The 16,245-nt window shown below is 63.0% G+C and carries 17 protein-coding genes and 1 riboswitch; of the genes, 12 read left to right on the top strand and 5 right to left on the bottom strand.

The features are described 5' to 3' along the window. Positions 1–4 precede the first annotated feature (4 nt). The 10 genes from GJ695_RS26120 (at position 5) to GJ695_RS26075 (ending at position 10,165) form a co-directional block, all read left to right on the top strand. Positions 5–397: an Mth938-like domain-containing protein gene (locus GJ695_RS26120; RefSeq protein WP_154369981.1), complete on the top strand. Its 393-nt coding sequence runs from the start codon at positions 5–7 to the stop codon at positions 395–397. After that, entirely contained in the window at positions 397–2,055 is a 1,659-nt protein-coding gene (locus GJ695_RS26115; protein WP_154369978.1) for a glycosyltransferase family 39 protein, read from the top strand. The genes GJ695_RS26120 and GJ695_RS26115 overlap by 1 nt, the downstream gene beginning before the upstream one ends. A 15-nt stretch (positions 2,056–2,070) precedes the next feature. Further along, positions 2,071–2,442, top strand: a complete 372-nt coding sequence (locus GJ695_RS26110; RefSeq protein WP_154369976.1) for an SMR family transporter — start codon at positions 2,071–2,073, stop codon at positions 2,440–2,442. 64 nt (positions 2,443–2,506) lie between these two features. After that, on the top strand, positions 2,507–3,646 hold the full coding sequence (locus GJ695_RS26105; protein WP_154369974.1) for a DegT/DnrJ/EryC1/StrS family aminotransferase: 1,140 nt from the start codon (positions 2,507–2,509) through the stop codon (positions 3,644–3,646). Next, complete coding sequence (locus GJ695_RS26100; RefSeq protein WP_154369972.1) at positions 3,643–4,650, top strand: glycosyltransferase; 1,008 nt, start codon at positions 3,643–3,645, stop codon at positions 4,648–4,650. Before GJ695_RS26105 ends, GJ695_RS26100 begins: the two co-directional genes overlap by 4 nt. Then, positions 4,643–5,587, top strand: a complete 945-nt coding sequence (locus tag GJ695_RS26095) for a formyltransferase (RefSeq protein WP_154369970.1) — start codon at positions 4,643–4,645, stop codon at positions 5,585–5,587. Before GJ695_RS26100 ends, GJ695_RS26095 begins: the two co-directional genes overlap by 8 nt. 38 nt (positions 5,588–5,625) lie before the next feature. Then, positions 5,626–6,678, top strand: a complete 1,053-nt coding sequence (locus GJ695_RS26090) for a bifunctional UDP-4-keto-pentose/UDP-xylose synthase (protein WP_154369968.1) — start codon at positions 5,626–5,628, stop codon at positions 6,676–6,678. Positions 6,679–6,699: 21 nt separating this feature from the next. After that, positions 6,700–7,647 (top strand): polysaccharide deacetylase family protein, encoded by a 948-nt coding sequence (locus GJ695_RS26085; RefSeq protein ID WP_154370040.1) that lies wholly within the window; start codon positions 6,700–6,702, stop codon positions 7,645–7,647. Between the two features lie 16 nt (positions 7,648–7,663). Beyond that, positions 7,664–8,119: a peroxiredoxin gene (locus GJ695_RS26080; RefSeq protein WP_166455056.1), complete on the top strand. Its 456-nt coding sequence runs from the start codon at positions 7,664–7,666 to the stop codon at positions 8,117–8,119. Positions 8,120–8,353: 234 nt separating this feature from the next. Further along, positions 8,354–10,165 carry a PhoH family protein gene (locus GJ695_RS26075; RefSeq protein WP_154369966.1) on the top strand — a complete coding sequence of 604 codons (1,812 nt, stop codon included), beginning with the start codon at positions 8,354–8,356 and terminating at the stop codon, positions 10,163–10,165. 160 nt (positions 10,166–10,325) lie between these two features. Here GJ695_RS26075 and GJ695_RS26070 read toward each other — a convergent pair whose 3' ends face one another. Further along, on the bottom strand, positions 10,326–10,973 hold the full coding sequence (locus GJ695_RS26070; RefSeq protein ID WP_154369964.1) for a CCXG family PEP-CTERM protein: 648 nt from the start codon (positions 10,971–10,973) through the stop codon (positions 10,326–10,328). Positions 10,974–11,232: 259 nt separating this feature from the next. Here GJ695_RS26070 and GJ695_RS26065 point away from each other — a divergent pair, with 259 nt between their 5' ends. Together GJ695_RS26065 and GJ695_RS26060 are read left to right on the top strand one after the other, a co-directional pair. Further along, positions 11,233–11,520: a type II toxin-antitoxin system HicB family antitoxin gene (locus tag GJ695_RS26065; RefSeq protein ID WP_154369962.1), complete on the top strand. Its 288-nt coding sequence runs from the start codon at positions 11,233–11,235 to the stop codon at positions 11,518–11,520. A gap of 156 nt (positions 11,521–11,676) precedes the next feature. Further along, positions 11,677–11,877: a heavy-metal-associated domain-containing protein gene (locus tag GJ695_RS26060; RefSeq protein ID WP_154369960.1), complete on the top strand. Its 201-nt coding sequence runs from the start codon at positions 11,677–11,679 to the stop codon at positions 11,875–11,877. Here GJ695_RS26060 and GJ695_RS26055 read toward each other — a convergent pair whose 3' ends face one another. The 4 genes from GJ695_RS26055 to GJ695_RS26040 form a co-directional block, all read right to left on the bottom strand. Next, positions 11,878–12,600 (bottom strand): glutathione S-transferase, encoded by a 723-nt coding sequence (locus GJ695_RS26055; RefSeq protein WP_154369958.1) that lies wholly within the window; start codon positions 12,598–12,600, stop codon positions 11,878–11,880. A 40-nt stretch (positions 12,601–12,640) separates the two neighbouring features. Then, positions 12,641–14,683, bottom strand: a complete 2,043-nt coding sequence (locus tag GJ695_RS26050; protein ID WP_154369956.1) for a TonB-dependent receptor — start codon at positions 14,681–14,683, stop codon at positions 12,641–12,643. A 137-nt stretch (positions 14,684–14,820) separates the two neighbouring features. Then, positions 14,821–15,037, bottom strand: a riboswitch (cobalamin riboswitch). 4 nt (positions 15,038–15,041) lie between these two features. Beyond that, positions 15,042–15,428, bottom strand: coding sequence for a Cu(I)-responsive transcriptional regulator (gene cueR / locus GJ695_RS26045; RefSeq protein WP_154369955.1), 387 nt, complete (start codon positions 15,426–15,428; stop codon positions 15,042–15,044). Continuing rightward, positions 15,425–16,245, bottom strand: an 821-nt coding sequence (locus tag GJ695_RS26040) for an HAD-IC family P-type ATPase (protein WP_154369953.1), incomplete at its 5' end; no start/stop codon positions are given. The genes GJ695_RS26040 and cueR, both read right to left, overlap by 4 nt.

Genomic DNA, 16,245 nt, shown 5'->3' with positions numbered 1-16,245 from the left:
CGACATGAAGCTCCACCAAAGCGATACTCAAAAATACCAGACCGTTACCGGCTACGATGAAACCGGCGTCGAAATCAACGCCGAACGCTACAACTACAGCCTCATCGTGCTGCCGGAAGTGCCGCCGCGCGCCTGGAATGCGCCGACCTTCGAGTCTATTTCCGCAGAGCATTTCGCACTGATCGGCGAAGACAATCCGGACGTGGTGATCCTCGGCACCGGCGCCAGGCAGCGCTTCATCCACCCGCGCCTGACCGCCGCCCTGACCATGCGCCGCATCGGCGTCGAATGCATGGACAGCCAGGCCGCCTGCCGCACCTATAACATTTTGATGGGCGAAGGCCGCAAGGTCACGCTGGCCCTGGTGATCGACACCAACGAGGGCACCAGCGCCTGATGAACGATCTGTACAATTCGAAGAAGGTCGTCTGGTCGCTGCTGGCCGCGTTTGCCATTGTCTGGCTGTACGTGCTGGGCGTGCGCACGCTGGTGCCGCCCGATGAAGGCCGCTACGCCGAAATGGCGCGCGAGATGTGGGCCACCGGCGACTGGATCACCACGCGCCTGAACGGCATCAAGTATTTCGAGAAGCCGCCGCTGCAGACCTGGATGAACGCCCTGTCCTTCGGCCTGTTCGGCCTCGGCGAATGGCAGGCGCGCCTGTGGACCGGCCTGTGCGGCCTGGGCGGCGTGCTGCTGACCGGCTATGCGGCGCACCGCGTGTTCAGCCCGCGCGCCGGCTTCTACGCCGCGCTGACGCTGGGTTCCAGCCTGTTCTGGGTGGCCTGCGGCCAGATCGATTCGCTGGACATGAGCCTGTCGGCCATGATGACCATCGTGCTGTGCGCGATGCTGATCGCCCAGCGCGACCAGGCCACCGCCAGCGAGCAGCGCAACTGGATGCTGGTCTGCTGGGCCGGCATGGCGCTGGCGGTGCTGGCCAAGGGCCTGATCGGCCTGGTGCTGCCGGGCGCCGTGCTGGTGCTGTACACCGCGCTGGCGCGTGATATTGCAATTTGGAAACGTCTACACCTGGGCAAGGGCCTGCTGCTGTTCTTCGCCGTCGCCACGCCGTGGTTCGTGCTGGTGGCGCTGAAGAATCCGGAACAGCCCTACTTCTTCTTCATCCATGAACACTGGGAACGCTTCTTCCTCAAGACCCACCACCGCGAAGGCGCCTGGTATTACTTCCTGCTGCTGCTGATTCCGGGCCTGATGCCGTGGCTGGGCCTGCTGCCGCAGGCGCTGTTCCAGGGCATCAAGCGCACCCCGGGCGTGTTCCAGCCCAAGCTGCTGCTGGTGATCTGGGCGGTGTTCATCACCTTCTTCTTCAGCTATTCCAGCTCCAAGCTGCCGGGCTACATCCTGCCGGTGTTCCCGGCGCTGGCCCTGCTGATCGCCACCTACCTGGAACACGCCTCGCGCCAGAACCGCATGATCGCCGCCGGCCTGCTGGTGCTGGTCGGCGTGGCCGGGCTGGTGGCGCTGCCGCACCTGGCCGGCGGTCCGGGACGGCATCCGGACGAGCGCGCGCTGCTGGAAGCCTACCAGCCGTGGGTGCTGGCGGCCGTCATCATCGCCGCCGCCGGCGGTGCGCTGGCCATGCTGCATGCGCGCCAGCTGCGCCGCGACCTGACCGTGCTGACGCTGGCCATCTCCGGCTTCGCCTCGGTGCAGCTGATCCTGCTCGGCTTCGAGCCTTACGGTAATATGCGCGCCGGCAAGGATCTGGCCGTCAAGATGCTGCCCGAGCTGCAGGCGGACACCCCAATCTACTCGGTCGCCACGTATGAACAGTCGATGTCCTTCTATCTGCGCCGAACGGTTACACTGGTCAATTACTGGGATGAGTTCACCTTCGGCCTGCGCCAGCAGCCGGAACTGGCCATCCCGACCGTCGACGGCTTCATCGCGCGCTGGAACCAGCACAGCGCCCAGAAGCGCAAGGCGCTGGCCATCGTCAGCCCCGAGGCCTACGACGAACTGAAAACCAAGGGCGTGACCATGCGCGTGGTGGCCGAAGACAGCCGCCGGCTAGTCATTACCAATCTGTAATGAATAAAACCATAAATGAATATTGCAACTTTTAGCTTCATCGTTGTCGGCGTGCTGCTCAATGCAGTGGCGCAACTGCTGCTCAAGGCGGGCGCCCGCAACGTCGGCGAAATCCACCTGACGCTGGACAATCTGTTCAGCGTCGGCTGGCGCGTCGCCACGCAGCTGCCCATTATCGGCGGGCTCACCTGCTACGTGCTGTCGGTGGTGCTGTGGATTATCGCGCTGTCGCGCGTCGACGTGTCGGTGGCCTATCCGATGCTGTCGCTGGGCTATGTGGTCACCGCCTTCGGCGCCTGGTATCTGTTCGGCGAAGCGCTGTCGGTGCAGCGCCTGCTTGCCATTTTCGTCATTCTGGTCGGCGTGGCATGGCTGGCGCGCACCTGACGAACAATTTAGAATGGCGCCCATACGTTATAGATAAAAATACATTAAGAGAGCAAATCACCTCATGAGTGCTGAACAGCCCTTCCTGCCTTTTTCCAAGCCTACGATCGACGAGGCCACCATTACCGCCGTGGGCGAAGTCCTGCGTTCGGGCTGGATCACCAGCGGCCCGAAAGTCGCGGCGTTCGAAGCCCGGATGTCGGAATACTTCGGCGGCCGCCCGGTACGCACCTTCAACTCCGGCACCTGCACGATGGAAATCGCGCTGCGCATCGCCGGCATCGGTCCCGGCGATGAAGTGATCACCACGCCGATTTCGTGGGTGGCCACCGCCAACGTCATCATCGAAGTGGGCGCCACGCCGGTGTTCGCCGACATCGACCCCATCACCCGCAACATCGACCTCGATAAAATCGAAGCCGCGATCACGCCGCGCACCAAGGCCATCATCCCGGTCTACCTGTCCGGCCTGCCGGTCGACATGGACCGTTTGTACGCGATCGCCAAGAAATACAATCTGCGCGTGGTGGAAGACGCGGCGCAGGCCTTCGGTTCCGAATGGAAGGGCAAGCGCATCGGCGCGTTCGGCGACTTCGTCTCGTTCAGCTTCCAGGCCAACAAGAACCTCACCACCGGTGAAGGCGGCGCGCTGGTGCTGAACAACCTGGAAGAAGCAAAGATCGCCGAGAAATACCGGCTGCAGGGCGTGACCCGCAGCGGCGTCGACGGCATCGATGTCGATGTCCTGGGCGGCAAATACAATATGAGCGACATCATGGCCGCCATCGGCCTGGGCCAGTTCGCCAATATCGAAGCGATCACCGCGCACCGCCGCGCGCTGGCGCGCCGCTACTACGAGGCCTTCGGTCCCGACTTCGAAACGCAGTCCGGCGCCCAGCTGCCGCTGCAAGCGTTCGACAGCAGCAACTACCACCTGTTCCAGATCATCCTGCCGGACCACGGTCCGGCCACGCGCGCCGACTTCATGAACGCCATGAAGGAGCGCTTCAACATCGGTACCGGCTACCACTATTCGCCGATCCACCTGTTCACCCTGTACCGCGAGCGCGGCTTCAAGGAAGGCATGTTCCCCGTCGCCGAAAAACTCGGCTACCTGACCGTGACCCTGCCGATGTTCTACGCCATGACCTTTGCCGACGTCGACCGCGCGGTCGCAGCCGTGAAAGCGATCCTGATCAAATGAGCGTCTCCCTGAACAAACCGGAAATTTCCGTCGTCATCCCGATCTACAACGAGCAGGCCGGCCTGGCCGCGCTGTTCGCGCGCCTGTACCCGGCGCTCGACGCGCTCGGCGCCAGCTACGAAATCGTGTTCGTCAACGACGGCAGCCGCGACAATTCGGTGTCGATCCTGGCCGAGCAGTTCCGCCAGCGTCCCGACGTCACCCGCGTGGTGCTGTTCAACGGTAACTACGGCCAGCACATGGCCATCCTGGCCGGCTTCGAGGCGTCGCGCGGCGACATCATGGTGACGCTGGACGCCGACCTGCAGAATCCGCCGGAAGAAATCGGCAACCTGGTGGCCAAGATGCGCGAAGGCTACGACTACGTCGGCTCGATCCGCCGCAAGCGCCAGGACTCGGCCTGGCGCACCTACGCCTCCAAGGCCATGAATAGCCTGCGCGAGCGCATCACCAACATCAAGATCACCGACCAGGGCAATATGCTGCGCGCCTACGGCCGCAACATCGTCGACCTGATGAACCAGTGCGCGGAAGTCAACACCTTCGTGCCGGCGCTGGCCTACCGCTTCGCCCGCAACCCGACCGAAATCGTGGTCGAGCACGAAGAGCGCGCGGCCGGCGAGTCGAAATACTCGCTGTACAGCCTGATCCGCCTGAACTTCGACCTGGTCACCGGCTTCTCGCTGGTGCCGCTGCAGTTCTACTCGATGATGGGCATGCTGATGTCGCTGCTGTCGGCGCTGCTGGTAGTGGTGCTGGTGGCGCGCCGCCTGTTCCTCGGTGCGGAAGCGGAAGGCGTGTTCACGCTGTTTGCCATCACCTTCTTCTTCATGGGCATCATCCTGTTCGGCATCGGTTTGCTGGGCGAGTATGTCGGCCGCATCTTCCAGCAGGTGCGCGCGCGTCCGCGCTACGTGGTGCAGACCATCCTGCAACAGAAGGACAACCTGCCGGCGCTGCCGCCCGGCGTCGAGAAACGCACCGTGGGCCGCCCGCATGACTGATACCCCAGCACGCCAGCGCGCCGTCGTCTTCGGCTACCACAATGTGGGCGTGCGCTGCCTCAAGGTCCTGCTGGCCGGCGGCGTCGACGTCGCGCTGGTGGTCACGCATGAGGACAACGCCAGCGAAAACATCTGGTTCGAATCGGTGATTTCACTGTGCCAGGCCGAAGGCATTCCCTACATCACGCCGGCCGACGCCAGGTCGCCGGAACTGCTGGAACAGGTCAAGGCCGCCAGGCCGGACCTGATGTTCAGCTTCTACTACCGCCACATGCTGCCGGCCGACCTGCTGGAAGTGGCGCCCGCGTTCAATATGCACGGCTCGCTGCTGCCGGAATACCGCGGCCGCGCGCCGGTCAACTGGGCGGTGCTGCACGGCGCCAACGTCACCGGCGCCACGCTGCACGAAATGACCGTCAAGCCGGACGCCGGCGCCATCGTGGCCCAGATGGACGTGCCGATCCTGCCCGACGACACCGCGCACGAAGTGTTCGGCAAGGTGCAGGTGGCGGCCGAGCAGGCGCTGTGGCGCGTGCTGCCGTCGCTGCTGGCCGGCACCGCGCCGCGCCTGCCCAACGATTTGAGCAAGGGCGGCTACTTCGGCGGCCGCAAGCCCGAGGACGGCCGCATCGACTGGAGCTGGCCGGCCCAGCACGTCTACAACCTGCACCGCGCCGTGGCGCCGCCCTATCCGGGCGCCTTTACCGACATCGACGGGGTACGCTACGTCATCCAGCGCGCCCGCATCGCCGGCACCGGTCATGGCAACTTTGGCAATGTTGTTTCGCTCAGTTTGCCACCGGGCTTGACAGTAGTAGATAATTGCATCTTTGGCGTTTGCGGCGATGGCCGCATGCTGACGATTTCCGCATTGACCGCCGATGGTGAACCCATCACGGCGGAGCAGCTCGCTATTCGCCTGGCCGCGCGCGCTTGAAGCGGCGGCAGCACTAAACATTACCTGGACACACTCACATGAAAAAAGTACTCATCCTCGGCGTCAATGGCTTCATCGGCCATCACCTGTCGAAGCGCATCCTGGAAACGACCGACTGGCATGTCTACGGCATGGACATGAACACCGACCGTATCACCGACCTGCTGGAGAATGAGTCCTACAAGTCGCGCATGCACTTCTTCGAAGGCGACATCACCATCAACAAGGAATGGGTCGAGTACCACGTCAAGAAGTGCGACGTGATCCTGCCGCTGGTCGCCATCGCCACGCCGTCGACCTACGTCAAGGCGCCGCTGCGCGTGTTCGAACTGGACTTCGAAGCCAACCTGCCGATCGTGCGTTCGGCCGCCAAGTACGGCAAGCACCTGGTGTTCCCGTCGACCTCGGAAGTGTACGGCATGTGCCACGACGAAGAGTTCGATCCGGAGAACTCGGAACTGATCTGCGGTCCGATCAACAAGCCGCGCTGGATCTACTCCAACGCCAAGCAGCTGATGGACCGCGTGATCTGGGGCTACGGCATGGAAGGCCTGAACTTCACCCTGTTCCGTCCGTTCAACTGGATCGGCGCCGGCCTCGATTCGATCCACACGCCGAAAGAAGGCTCGTCGCGCGTGGTGACGCAGTTCTTCGGCCACATCGTGCGTGGCGAGAACATCTCGCTGGTGGACGGCGGCGCGCAGAAACGCGCGTTCACCGACATCGACGACGGCATCGACGCGCTGATGAAAATCATCGAGAACAAGAACGGCGCCGCCACCGGCAAGATCTACAACATCGGCAACCCGGTCAACAATTTCTCGATCCGCGAACTGGCCGCCATGATGCTGGAACTGGCGCCGCAATACCCTGAGTACGCCGAAGGCGCCGCCAAGGTACAGATCGTCGAAACCACCTCGGGCGCCTACTACGGCGCCGGCTACCAGGACGTGCAGAACCGCGTGCCGAAAATCACCAACACCTGCGAAGAACTGGGCTGGAAACCCACCACCACCATGGCCGAGGCGCTGAAGAAAATCTTCGACGCCTACCGTGGCCAAGTGGCCGAAGCACAGAAACTGATGGACTAAGCATTGAATCAAAAACCATTGATGGTGTTGAAGATCGACGTCGACACCTATCGCGGCACCCGTGAAGGCGTCCCCAACCTGGTACGCATGCTGAAGGCGCACAACGCCGGCGCCACCTTCCTGTTCTCGCTGGGACCGGACCATACCGGCTGGGCGCTGCGCCGCGCGCTGCGTCCGGGCTTCTTCAGCAAGGTCTCGCGCACCTCGGTGGTCGAGCACTACGGCATCAAGACGCTGATGTACGGCGTGCTGCTGCCCGGTCCGGACATCGGCAAGGACTGCGCCGCCGACATGCGCGCGGTACAGGACGCCGGCTTCGAATGCGGCATCCACACCTGGGACCACGTCAAGTGGCAGGACAACGTCGCCAAGAGCAGCGCCGGCTGGGCCACCGGCATGATGCGCCAGGCCGCCGCCCGCTTCACCCAGGTGTTCGGCGTGGCGCCCAAGACCCATGGCGCCGCCGGCTGGCAGATGAACAACGCCGCCTTCCATGAACACGACAGCGCCGGCTACGCCTACGCCTCCGACGGCCGCTGCGTGCTGACGGCAAACGGCGCGCTGGCCAATCCGGCCGACGGCCCGCACCGCCTGTCCGACGGCAAGCAGGTGCTCCGGCACATCCAGATGCCGACCACGCTGCCGACGCTGGACGAAGTGCTGGGCTGCGAGATCGACGGCGTGACCATCACCACCGGCAATATCGCGGCGCTGCTGCTGAAGCTGACCGAAGGCGCCACGCGCGACCACGTCTATACTTTGCACGCCGAGCTTGAAGGACAGAAACTCGCCCCCATATTCGAGCAGCTATTGGCAGGGTGGCAAGCACAAGGATACCAACTGGCGTCCATGGCCGACTACCATCGGAAGATACACGACCTGCCGCTGCCGGTTTGCCCCATCACCTGGGGCGAGCTGCCGGGACGTTCGGGCCGCCTGATCATTCAAGGCCCTGCCCGCGCCGAATAACCTCTAGGAGACGCCTGTGGCTGATGTAGTAACCGATTTCTCCGCGCCGATGACCAGTGGCCAGACCTTCCAGCTGTCTGGCCGCCCGGCGCGTTACACCGTGCTGTTCTTCTACCCCAAGGACAACACCCCAGGCTGCACCACCGAAAACGTGGCCTTCCGCGACCTGTATGAGCAGTTCCAGGCGGCCGGCACCGAAATCTACGGCATCAGCCGCGATTCGCTGCGCTCGCACGAAGGCTTCCGCGCCAAGCTCGGCCTGCCGTTCGAACTGATTTCCGACCCGGAAGAACAGGTCTGCCAGCAGTTCGGTGTCATGAAGATGAAGCAAATGTACGGTAAGACTGTCCGTGGCATTGAGCGCAGCACGTTTGTGATTGACGCTGCGGGCCAATTGGTGAAAGAATGGAGAGGCGTGAAGGTAGCTGGTCACGTCGATGAAGTGCTGGAATTTGTGGCGCATCAGGCTTGAGTTGTTCGGATGCGCGCTTCCAGTGTGCTTAACCTGTAGCGAGCGACATCAACATTTTGAGTCATCACTGTAATTTCTACCCTCCTCGGTGGCCATCCGGCCACCTTGCGGTACCTTCACCGGGCCTGATGAGCGCCCGTCGGCAGTCTACTTTTCCCTTTTACCCAGCATCCACCCCATCGGGACGTTTTCCTATGGGCGGATTCCTCCAGATATCTTTCGATTGAGATCCTGATGCCACTGCCAAAAATACCAAGTAAGCCAGCGACTATACTGTTGGCAAAAGATTACCCTAAGGCCACCGGCCCACGCCCGGCCCCTGCCCTCGCGGCAGTGGCCGATATCGCGCCCGAGCCTGCCCCTACGCCGAAGAAAGCGGCGACCGTCAAAGCCGTTCCACCTGCAAAAAAACCCGTGGTCGCCAAGACCCCGGCGCCGGTCAAGTCCAAGGCCGTTGCCGCCGTGCTGAAAGCCGCACCCGCGGTGCTGCAAGCCGCCGCCGACGCGGTCGAAGCCAAAGGCAAGCCTTCGCCACGCGGCAAGGTCACGCCGATCACCAATGAAGCGCCGCATCCGGCCAAGCACAAGGCCAATGAGGTGGCGATCAAGTCGTCCACCAGCCGCCACGCCGACCAGACCGGCACCACCAAGATGTTCGTGCTGGACACCAACGTCCTGATGCACGATCCATCGTCGCTGTTCCGCTTTGAGGAGCACGACGTCTACCTGCCGATGATGACGCTGGAAGAACTGGACAACCACAAGAAAGGCATGACGGAAGTGGCGCGCAATGCACGCCAGGTCTCGCGCACGCTGGACGCGCTGGTCTCCAACACCGACGACGACGCCATCGAGAACGGCATCCCGCTGTCCAAGCTGGGCAACAAGGACGCCAAGGGCCGCCTGTACTTCCAGACCCGCATGCAGACCGCCGACCTGCCGCAGGGCCTGCCGGTGGGCAAGGCCGACAACCAGATCCTGGCCGTCGTGCGCTCGCTGGAAGCCGAACAGGCCGGCCGCGCCATCGTGCTGGTGTCGAAAGACATCAATATGCGCATCAAGGCGCGCGCGCTGGGCCTGCCGGCCGAGGACTACTTCAACGACCACGTGCTGGAAGACACCGATCTGCTGTACTCGGGCATCGTCCAGCTGCCGGACGATTTCTGGACCAAGCATGGCAAGGATCTGGAGTCGTGGCAGGAGAACAAGAACGGCCAGAGCGCGACGTTCTACCGCGTCACCGGTCCGTTCGTGCCATCGCTGCTGGTCAACCAGTTCGTGTTCCTGGAGCCGAAGAATGGCGAAGCGCCATTCTATGGCCAGGTCAAGCAAATCAACGGCAAGACCGCCGTCATGCAGACCCTGCGCGACTTCAGCCACAACAAGAACAATGTCTGGGGCGTGACGGCGCGCAACCGCGAGCAGAACTTCGCGCTGAACCTGCTGATGAATCCGGAATGCGACTTCGTCACCCTGCTGGGTCAGGCTGGTACGGGTAAAACCCTGCTGGCCCTGGCGGCTGGTCTGGCGCAGGTGCTGGAAACCAAGCTCTACAACGAAATCATCGTCACCCGCGTGACGGTGCCGGTCGGTGAAGACATCGGTTTCCTGCCGGGCACCGAGGAAGAGAAAATGTCGCCGTGGATGGGCGCGTTTGACGACAACCTGGAAGTGCTCAACAAGTCCGATTCGGACGGCGGCGAGTGGGGCCGTGCGGCGACGCAGGATCTGATCCGTTCGCGCATCAAGATCAAGTCGCTGAACTTCATGCGTGGCCGTACCTTCGTCAACAAGTTCCTGATCATCGACGAAGCGCAGAACTTGACGCCGAAACAGGTCAAGACGCTGGTGACGCGTGCCGGTCCGGGCACCAAGATCATCTGCCTGGGCAATATCGCGCAGATCGATACGCCGTACCTGACGGAAGGTTCGAGCGGCCTGACCTATGTGGTGGACCGCTTCAAGGGCTGGTCGCATAGCGGCCACGTGACACTGGCGCGCGGCGAACGCTCGCGCCTGGCGGATCACGCCAGCGAAGTCCTGTAATCAGCTAAATAGTTTAGTTCGTTTCTCAGCCCCGCCCGCAGCAATGCCGGCGGGGCTGAGTTTTTTGGGGCGGTGTAAAAGCGCGCGGCACCGGCAAAACCCGCACACCGCTGCGGCCAGGGTCTGACCCCGAACGGGGTCAGACCCTTTCGTCAGGGGTTCAAGCAAGCTTTTTATTACGGCGGCGACGGGCAATCGCCCCCACCACCCCAAGCCCACCCAGCATCAGTGCATAAGTTTCCGGCTCCGGCACGGCCGCAACTTGCAGCGTGTTGGCGCTAAAGCTCTGGAACGCGCCGCCGTTGGCCGAGTACTGCACCTGCTGGCCACCGTCGCAGCAGCCTTCCAGACCGTAGATGGTCAGCGTGTGATTGCCAGCCGACAACGCCTTGTCGCTGACCGACAGCACCGAGTTGGTGTTGACGTAGCTCTGCGCCCACCACAGATCGCCGGTTTTCAGATCCACCGCCTGGCCATCCAGGAACACGGCGCCGCCATTGCCGAAGTCCACCCCGGCGCGGAACGAATACGTGCCGGCGGTGCTGACGCCGAAGTTAATCGTCGATTTGAAAGCGATGTTGGTGGCGCCGGCGCCGAACAGCGACTGGTTCGACACGATGTCGTAGTTCGTCAACACTTTCGAGCCATAGGGCGAATTGGCAACAGCCGCATCAACGATGCTGCGATAGGCTTCCGCAGTGGTTTGCGCGCCAGCGTTCGAATAACCGGTCTGGAAAGTGATGACAGCAGCTTCTGCGCTACCGTAGGCAAGTGCGACCGCAAGTGCGGCGAGTTTGACGAATTTCATGGTGGTCCCTGTAGGTGATTGGTTGAAAAGCGGTAAAGCCTAACCAGGTACGGGGGTATGGGACCGTGGTGAATGGTGTTTCTGTACTGAATTTTAAAATGCCTTAGGGCATAACTAGAATGTTATCTTAGGCAATAGTGGATGTCAATCGCTCAAAAGCCACGAACAGAGGGGTAAAAGCAGCGCTACGAAAGTGCTTGAAACTGGTGGAAAGCTGTATGACACTAGACATCCAAGTTATTGATTTTACGCGGACATCATGGACATCCCTATCCTGATCCAGCGAACGATAGGCGCCAAGAAATACGGCGTCACAGTGCCGGACATCCCTGGCTGCGTGACTACGGGCGAGACCGTCGACAAAGCGATGAGCAACGCCACCAAGGCCATCTACGGCCACGTCGGCCAGTTGGTCGAACAAGGCAAGCCTTTCGAAATCCGTCCGTCCGAGGTGGAAACCCTGTCGCAGGAGCCCGACTACGCCGGCGGCATCTGGGCCCTGGTCAGCCTCGACCTGGCCCGACTGGACGATCCGCCGCAGGATTGATCTCCACCAGCATCCAGAGTCCGCCGTGGAACGGCGCATGGTCGCGCCAGTGGCCAGAAGCTCAACTCCGACAATCATGCCAGCAAAAATCCGCTTGACCTTCCCACTACGGGAAGGATTAGAGTGTAGGCATCGAAACTGTTTTAGGAGTACGCGATGTATCAGCTGCAAGTAGAAAACATGAGCTGCGGCCACTGCGTGGGCGCCGTGACCAAGGCCGTGCAGGCCATTGACCCCGGCGCCAAGGTGGAAATCGACCTGGCCAGCAAATCGGTCAAGATCGACAGCGCAACGCCGCTGGCGCCGATCAAATCCGCCATCGCCGACGCCGGCTACCCAGTCACCAGCGCCGCCTGATTATTTATCCAGCTCTGGATAGCGGCGGAAGATATCGGTTTCGTTGTTAGCGATGCGGCGCTTGGAGGCGAGGTAGGCCGCGATGTTCGGGCGCTCGGATATGTTGAGGTGCAGCGCGAACAGGCCGGGATACGATGGCGCCAGCTTGGCCATCGTTTTCGGAAACGCGTACACCAGACCATCGATCAGCTGGAACAGCGATAAATCCACATACGACAGCCGCGAGCCGATCGCGTAGCCGCCGCGTCCCGCATTGCGCTGGATGACGCCTTCAAAATAATCGAGGAACTTCGGGATACGCTCTTCGCGAAAATCCCTGGCGCGCGCCTTGGCTTCCTTCTTCTGATCCTCGTAGTACGCGCTGCTGGAAATCGGATGGTGCGTATCGTGCGCTTCGGCGACGATGTCGGCGATGGTCAGCTGTAGCTGGTTCGCCCACAGCCGGCCTTCCTGCGAACGCGGCGCCAGGCCATGCTTCGCGCCGAGGAACTGCAGGATGTTGGCCGTCTGCCCGATCAGCAGTTCGCCCGCCTGCAGCACCGGCGGCGCAAACGATGGATGCGCGACCTTGTCGCCATCCAGGCTCGCCGTCAGCGCCGGCATGCCCTTCTTCTGCCGCGCCACGTCCACGTATGGCACGCCTGCTTCCTCCAGCGCCAGCCGGACAAATTCACCACGGCCCTGCAGACCGTCCCAGTAATAAAGTTGGTATGGAGTCGTCATGGGCGCCATGGTAGCACCGCCGTTTAAACCACGGAGCGCGTTAGAAGGTGGTCTTGGCGGTCAGGCGGAAAGTGCGGCCTTCGGCTGGATGGGTGTGGATATCGTCCACGCCTTCGGCCGGCTCGCCCGGCAGCCGCGAGGCATAGTAGTAGTCCACATCGCTGGCCTTGCGGTCGAACAGGTTGAAGGCGTCCAGCTGTACCGTCCAGCGGCGGTTGATCTTGTAGCCCACGCGCGCATACGCAATCGCGGTGGTGGCCGAGCGCTGGCTGTTATCCTCGATCAGCGGGCGCGGTCCGAAATAACGCATCTGGAACGCGCCCGACCACGGACCGAGATCCATCATCGTCACGCCGAACGACGCCACCTTGCCCAGCGATCCGGGAATGTAATCGCCCACCGCATCATGCTCGGTGTAGTGCGCGCGCGAGTACGCCATGTCCAGGTCGAACAGCAGCCAGGAATTGGCGATGTAGTGGTTGTTCCACTCGACGCCCGAACGGTAGCTGCCACGGCTGGCCGAGGTATCGCCGGCGTCGCCCGAGAACACCAGCTCCGACTCCGAACGCAGCTTCCACAGCGCCATCGAGCTTTGCAGGCCGGGCAGCCACTCGGTGCGCGCGCCGATCTCCGCGCCGCGCGTCTTGACCAACGGCGTCACCGGATCGACAGGCTCGCGCTCCTTCGGCGTCAGATGCACGGTGGTGCCGCGCGCATCGTTGCTGTGGAAGCCTTCGCCGTAGTTGACGAAGAATTCGGTCCTGGCCCAGGGCCCCAGCACCACCGACAGTTTCGGCGACGTGGTGTTGGCGTTGACCTTGCCCGAGTTCTCGGCGATGTTGCTGTCCACGTCAAAGCGATAGCGGTCGTAGCGCAGGCCGGCCGTGGTACGCATCCACGGCAGCCACTGCACGGTGTTCTCGGCATAGGCGCCTACACTGGCCTCCTTCACCTTGGATTCGGTGATGACGGCCAGCGTCTGCTGGTTGGCCGTCTTGTAGAGGCCCAGCGGCGAGATGTCATCGTAGCGTCCCTGCACGCCGACCTTGTTGCTGACATCCAGGCCGCCCCAGTGGCTGAACCAGGTCTGCGCGACATCGAAGCCGGTCATGCGGCGCTTCTCGGTCTGGCGCGACTGGTCGCCGTTGACCGGATCATCGAGGAAGTAGGTGAAGTCGTTAAACAGCGTCAGGCTCGATTGCACCACGTAGGCGCTGGCCTGGAACAGCGTATCGCTGCTGCGCTTGCGCATGGCCGCCGACAGGCTGTAACGCGACGTGCGCCCGCCGTCGCTCGGATCGATGGCGCCAAACGGATCGATCTCGCCGCTCCGCACCGCGCGCAACGGGATCTGGTTGCTGGCGTACCAGGCGCCCTTGTAGAACATGCCGGTGACGCTGAACTGGTCGTCGCTGGCGCCCTGCGTGTAGCGCAGCACGCCCAGGCTTTTGTGGAACGCTTCCGGCTCCACCCACGGGCCGTTGTTGTGGCCCAGCTCCGCGCCGTACACAAGGTTGCCCGCCCCAAGCGGCGTCGAACCGGTGACCACCGAACGGTAATACTGATTCTCGCCGACCGTGGCGCTGGCGGTGTTTTCTTTCAGCTTGTTCGCCAGCGTCAGGTGCGCCGCGCCGGCCGAAGCGAAGTCGCCTTCGTCCGCGTAGTACGGGCCTTTCTTGTAGTTGATGCGGTCGACCAGTTCCGGTATCAGGAAGTTCAGGTCGGTGTAGCCTTGTCCGTGCGCGTGGGTGCGCATATTGACCGGCATGCCGTCGACGAAGGTGGCGAAATCGGTGCCGTGATCGAGGTTGAAGCCGCGCAGGAAGTACTGATTCGCCTTGCCATCGCCACTATGCTGGGTGACGATCACGCCGGGCACAAACTCCAGCAATTCACCTGCGCGCAGGGCCGGGCGATTGGCGATCAACTCCGCTGTCACCGCGCCCTGGCTGGCGGCGTTGGAGGTGCCGATGCCGTTGTCGTAATGGCCGCGCACTTCAACGGTGGTGTCATCGGGCACGGGGTCCGCATGGGCGGCCAGCGGCAACAGGGCCGACAGGGCGACAATCGATTTACTGAACATTCTGGTCTTTCGGTTGGCGTAGCGAATCCGGCGCATCACGGCAAGGCCGTCACACGCGATCTGGATGCAGCAAGATGATTCGACTACGGGAGCAATCCACTCACCTCCCCGTGAGCGCATTGAACAGAAATGCCTGCGGCACTTCCACCTGTTTGGCCGGTATCCGGGCTGGCAAGCGAATCCGCCGGACCTTCCCATGCACGAGGCACAGTGGTGTAGCGAGGCGGATTGTCGTCGTGGACGACGCTTGTTGACCGTTGCGGGGGCAGCACAGGTTGGCCGGCGAAGGCTCCCTGTTTCCCGTTTAACTGCGCCTCCGGGCGGACGCGCGAGCACCAAAACGTGACGGAATTATACGTTAATCAGCCAGGCTTTGGAGGATGGGACAGTCGGGCCGGTGGTCGCCGTGGCAGCAGCTGGCCATGGTTTGCAGCGTGTCGCGCATTTCCGTCAGTTCGGCGATGCGCTGGTTGAGTTCCGCCACATGGCCCATGGCGATGGTCTTCACGTCCGAGCTGGCGCGTTCCTTGTTCTGCCACAGCGACAGCAGGTCGCGGATCTGGTCCAGCGAGAAGCCCAGCAGCCGCGCGCGTTTGACGAAGCGCAGCGTGTGCAGGTCATTGTCGGCGTAGATGCGGTAGCCGGCGTCGGTGCGCCGGCCGGCCGGGATCAGGGCGATGCTTTCGTAGTAGCGGATCATTTTGGCGGAGATGCCGGTGGCGCTTGCCGCTTGGCCGATGTTCATGATGCGTCCTCCGGTTTCCAGCGCCGCAGCAGCAGCGCGTTGCTGATCACGCTGACGGAACTGAGCGCCATCGCGCCGCCCGCCACCATGGGATTGAGCAGGCCGAAGGCGGCCAGCGGTATGCCGATCAGGTTGTAGATGAAGGCCCAGAACAGGTTCTGGCGGATCTTGCTGTAGCTGCGGCGCGAGATCGAGATGGCCGCCGCCACCAGCGCCGGGTCGCCGCGCATCAGCGTGATGCCGGCGGCGTGCATGGCAACGTCGGTGCCGCTGGACATGGCGATGCCGACATCGGCCGCCGCCAGCGCCGGCGCGTCGTTGATGCCGTCGCCGACCATGGCAATGGTGGCGCCGTCCTGTTTCAGCGCGGCGATGGCGGCGGCTTTGTCGGCCGGCAGCATGTTGGCGACGATGCGCTGCACGCCGAGTTCCTTGCCGACGGCGTCGGCGCTGCCCTGGTTGTCGCCGGTGAGCAGCACGGTGTGGATATTCATCGCATGCAGCGCGGCGATGGCGGCGCGGGCTTGCGGTTTGATGCGGTCGCCGAAGGCCAGCAGGCCAAGGAGGCGATGGACATCGGCGTCGGCCAGCCAGGAGATGGTGTGGCCGGAGCGTTCCAGTTCTTCGGCGCGGGCAGACAGCGCTTGCAGGGAGATGCCTTGTTCCTGCATCAGCCGCGTGCTGCCCAGCAGCAGGCGCGTGCCCGCCACCGTCGCGGCCACGCCGCGACCGGGCAAGGCTCTGATGTCGCTGGCGAGCAGCGCCGCAGCGGCAGGCGCCAGGGCGGCGCCGACGGTGGCATCGGCGGAGGCCGGCG

It is taken from the genome of Duganella alba, assembly GCF_009674495.1.
Classification (GTDB): domain Bacteria; phylum Pseudomonadota; class Gammaproteobacteria; order Burkholderiales; family Burkholderiaceae_D; genus Rugamonas; species Rugamonas alba.
The sequence above is the reverse complement of the archived record's forward strand: the minus strand, read 5'-3'. Positions and strand labels throughout refer to the sequence as shown.

Bases quoted from the DNA above. Each gene is read 5' to 3' on its own strand.
- GJ695_RS26055 (WP_154369958.1), bottom strand. From the start codon at position 12,600: ATGACGACTCCATACCAACTTTATTACTGGGACGGTCTGCAGGGCCGT.
- GJ695_RS26110 (WP_154369976.1), top strand. From the start codon at position 2,071: ATGAATATTGCAACTTTTAGCTTCATCGTTGTCGGCGTGCTGCTCAAT.
- GJ695_RS26115 (WP_154369978.1), top strand. From the start codon at position 397: ATGAACGATCTGTACAATTCGAAGAAGGTCGTCTGGTCGCTGCTGGCC.
- GJ695_RS26090 (WP_154369968.1), top strand. From the start codon at position 5,626: ATGAAAAAAGTACTCATCCTCGGCGTCAATGGCTTCATCGGCCATCAC.
- GJ695_RS26050 (WP_154369956.1), bottom strand. From the start codon at position 14,683: ATGTTCAGTAAATCGATTGTCGCCCTGTCGGCCCTGTTGCCGCTGGCC.
- GJ695_RS26095 (WP_154369970.1), top strand. From the start codon at position 4,643: ATGACTGATACCCCAGCACGCCAGCGCGCCGTCGTCTTCGGCTACCAC.
- GJ695_RS26100 (WP_154369972.1), top strand. From the start codon at position 3,643: ATGAGCGTCTCCCTGAACAAACCGGAAATTTCCGTCGTCATCCCGATC.
- GJ695_RS26060 (WP_154369960.1), top strand. From the start codon at position 11,677: ATGTATCAGCTGCAAGTAGAAAACATGAGCTGCGGCCACTGCGTGGGC.
- GJ695_RS26065 (WP_154369962.1), top strand. From the start codon at position 11,233: ATGGACATCCCTATCCTGATCCAGCGAACGATAGGCGCCAAGAAATAC.
- GJ695_RS26075 (WP_154369966.1), top strand. From the start codon at position 8,354: ATGCCACTGCCAAAAATACCAAGTAAGCCAGCGACTATACTGTTGGCA.
- GJ695_RS26120 (WP_154369981.1), top strand. From the start codon at position 5: ATGAAGCTCCACCAAAGCGATACTCAAAAATACCAGACCGTTACCGGC.
- GJ695_RS26070 (WP_154369964.1), bottom strand. From the start codon at position 10,973: ATGAAATTCGTCAAACTCGCCGCACTTGCGGTCGCACTTGCCTACGGT.
- GJ695_RS26105 (WP_154369974.1), top strand. From the start codon at position 2,507: ATGAGTGCTGAACAGCCCTTCCTGCCTTTTTCCAAGCCTACGATCGAC.
- cueR (WP_154369955.1), bottom strand. From the start codon at position 15,428: ATGAACATCGGCCAAGCGGCAAGCGCCACCGGCATCTCCGCCAAAATG.
- GJ695_RS26085 (WP_154370040.1), top strand. From the start codon at position 6,700: ATGGTGTTGAAGATCGACGTCGACACCTATCGCGGCACCCGTGAAGGC.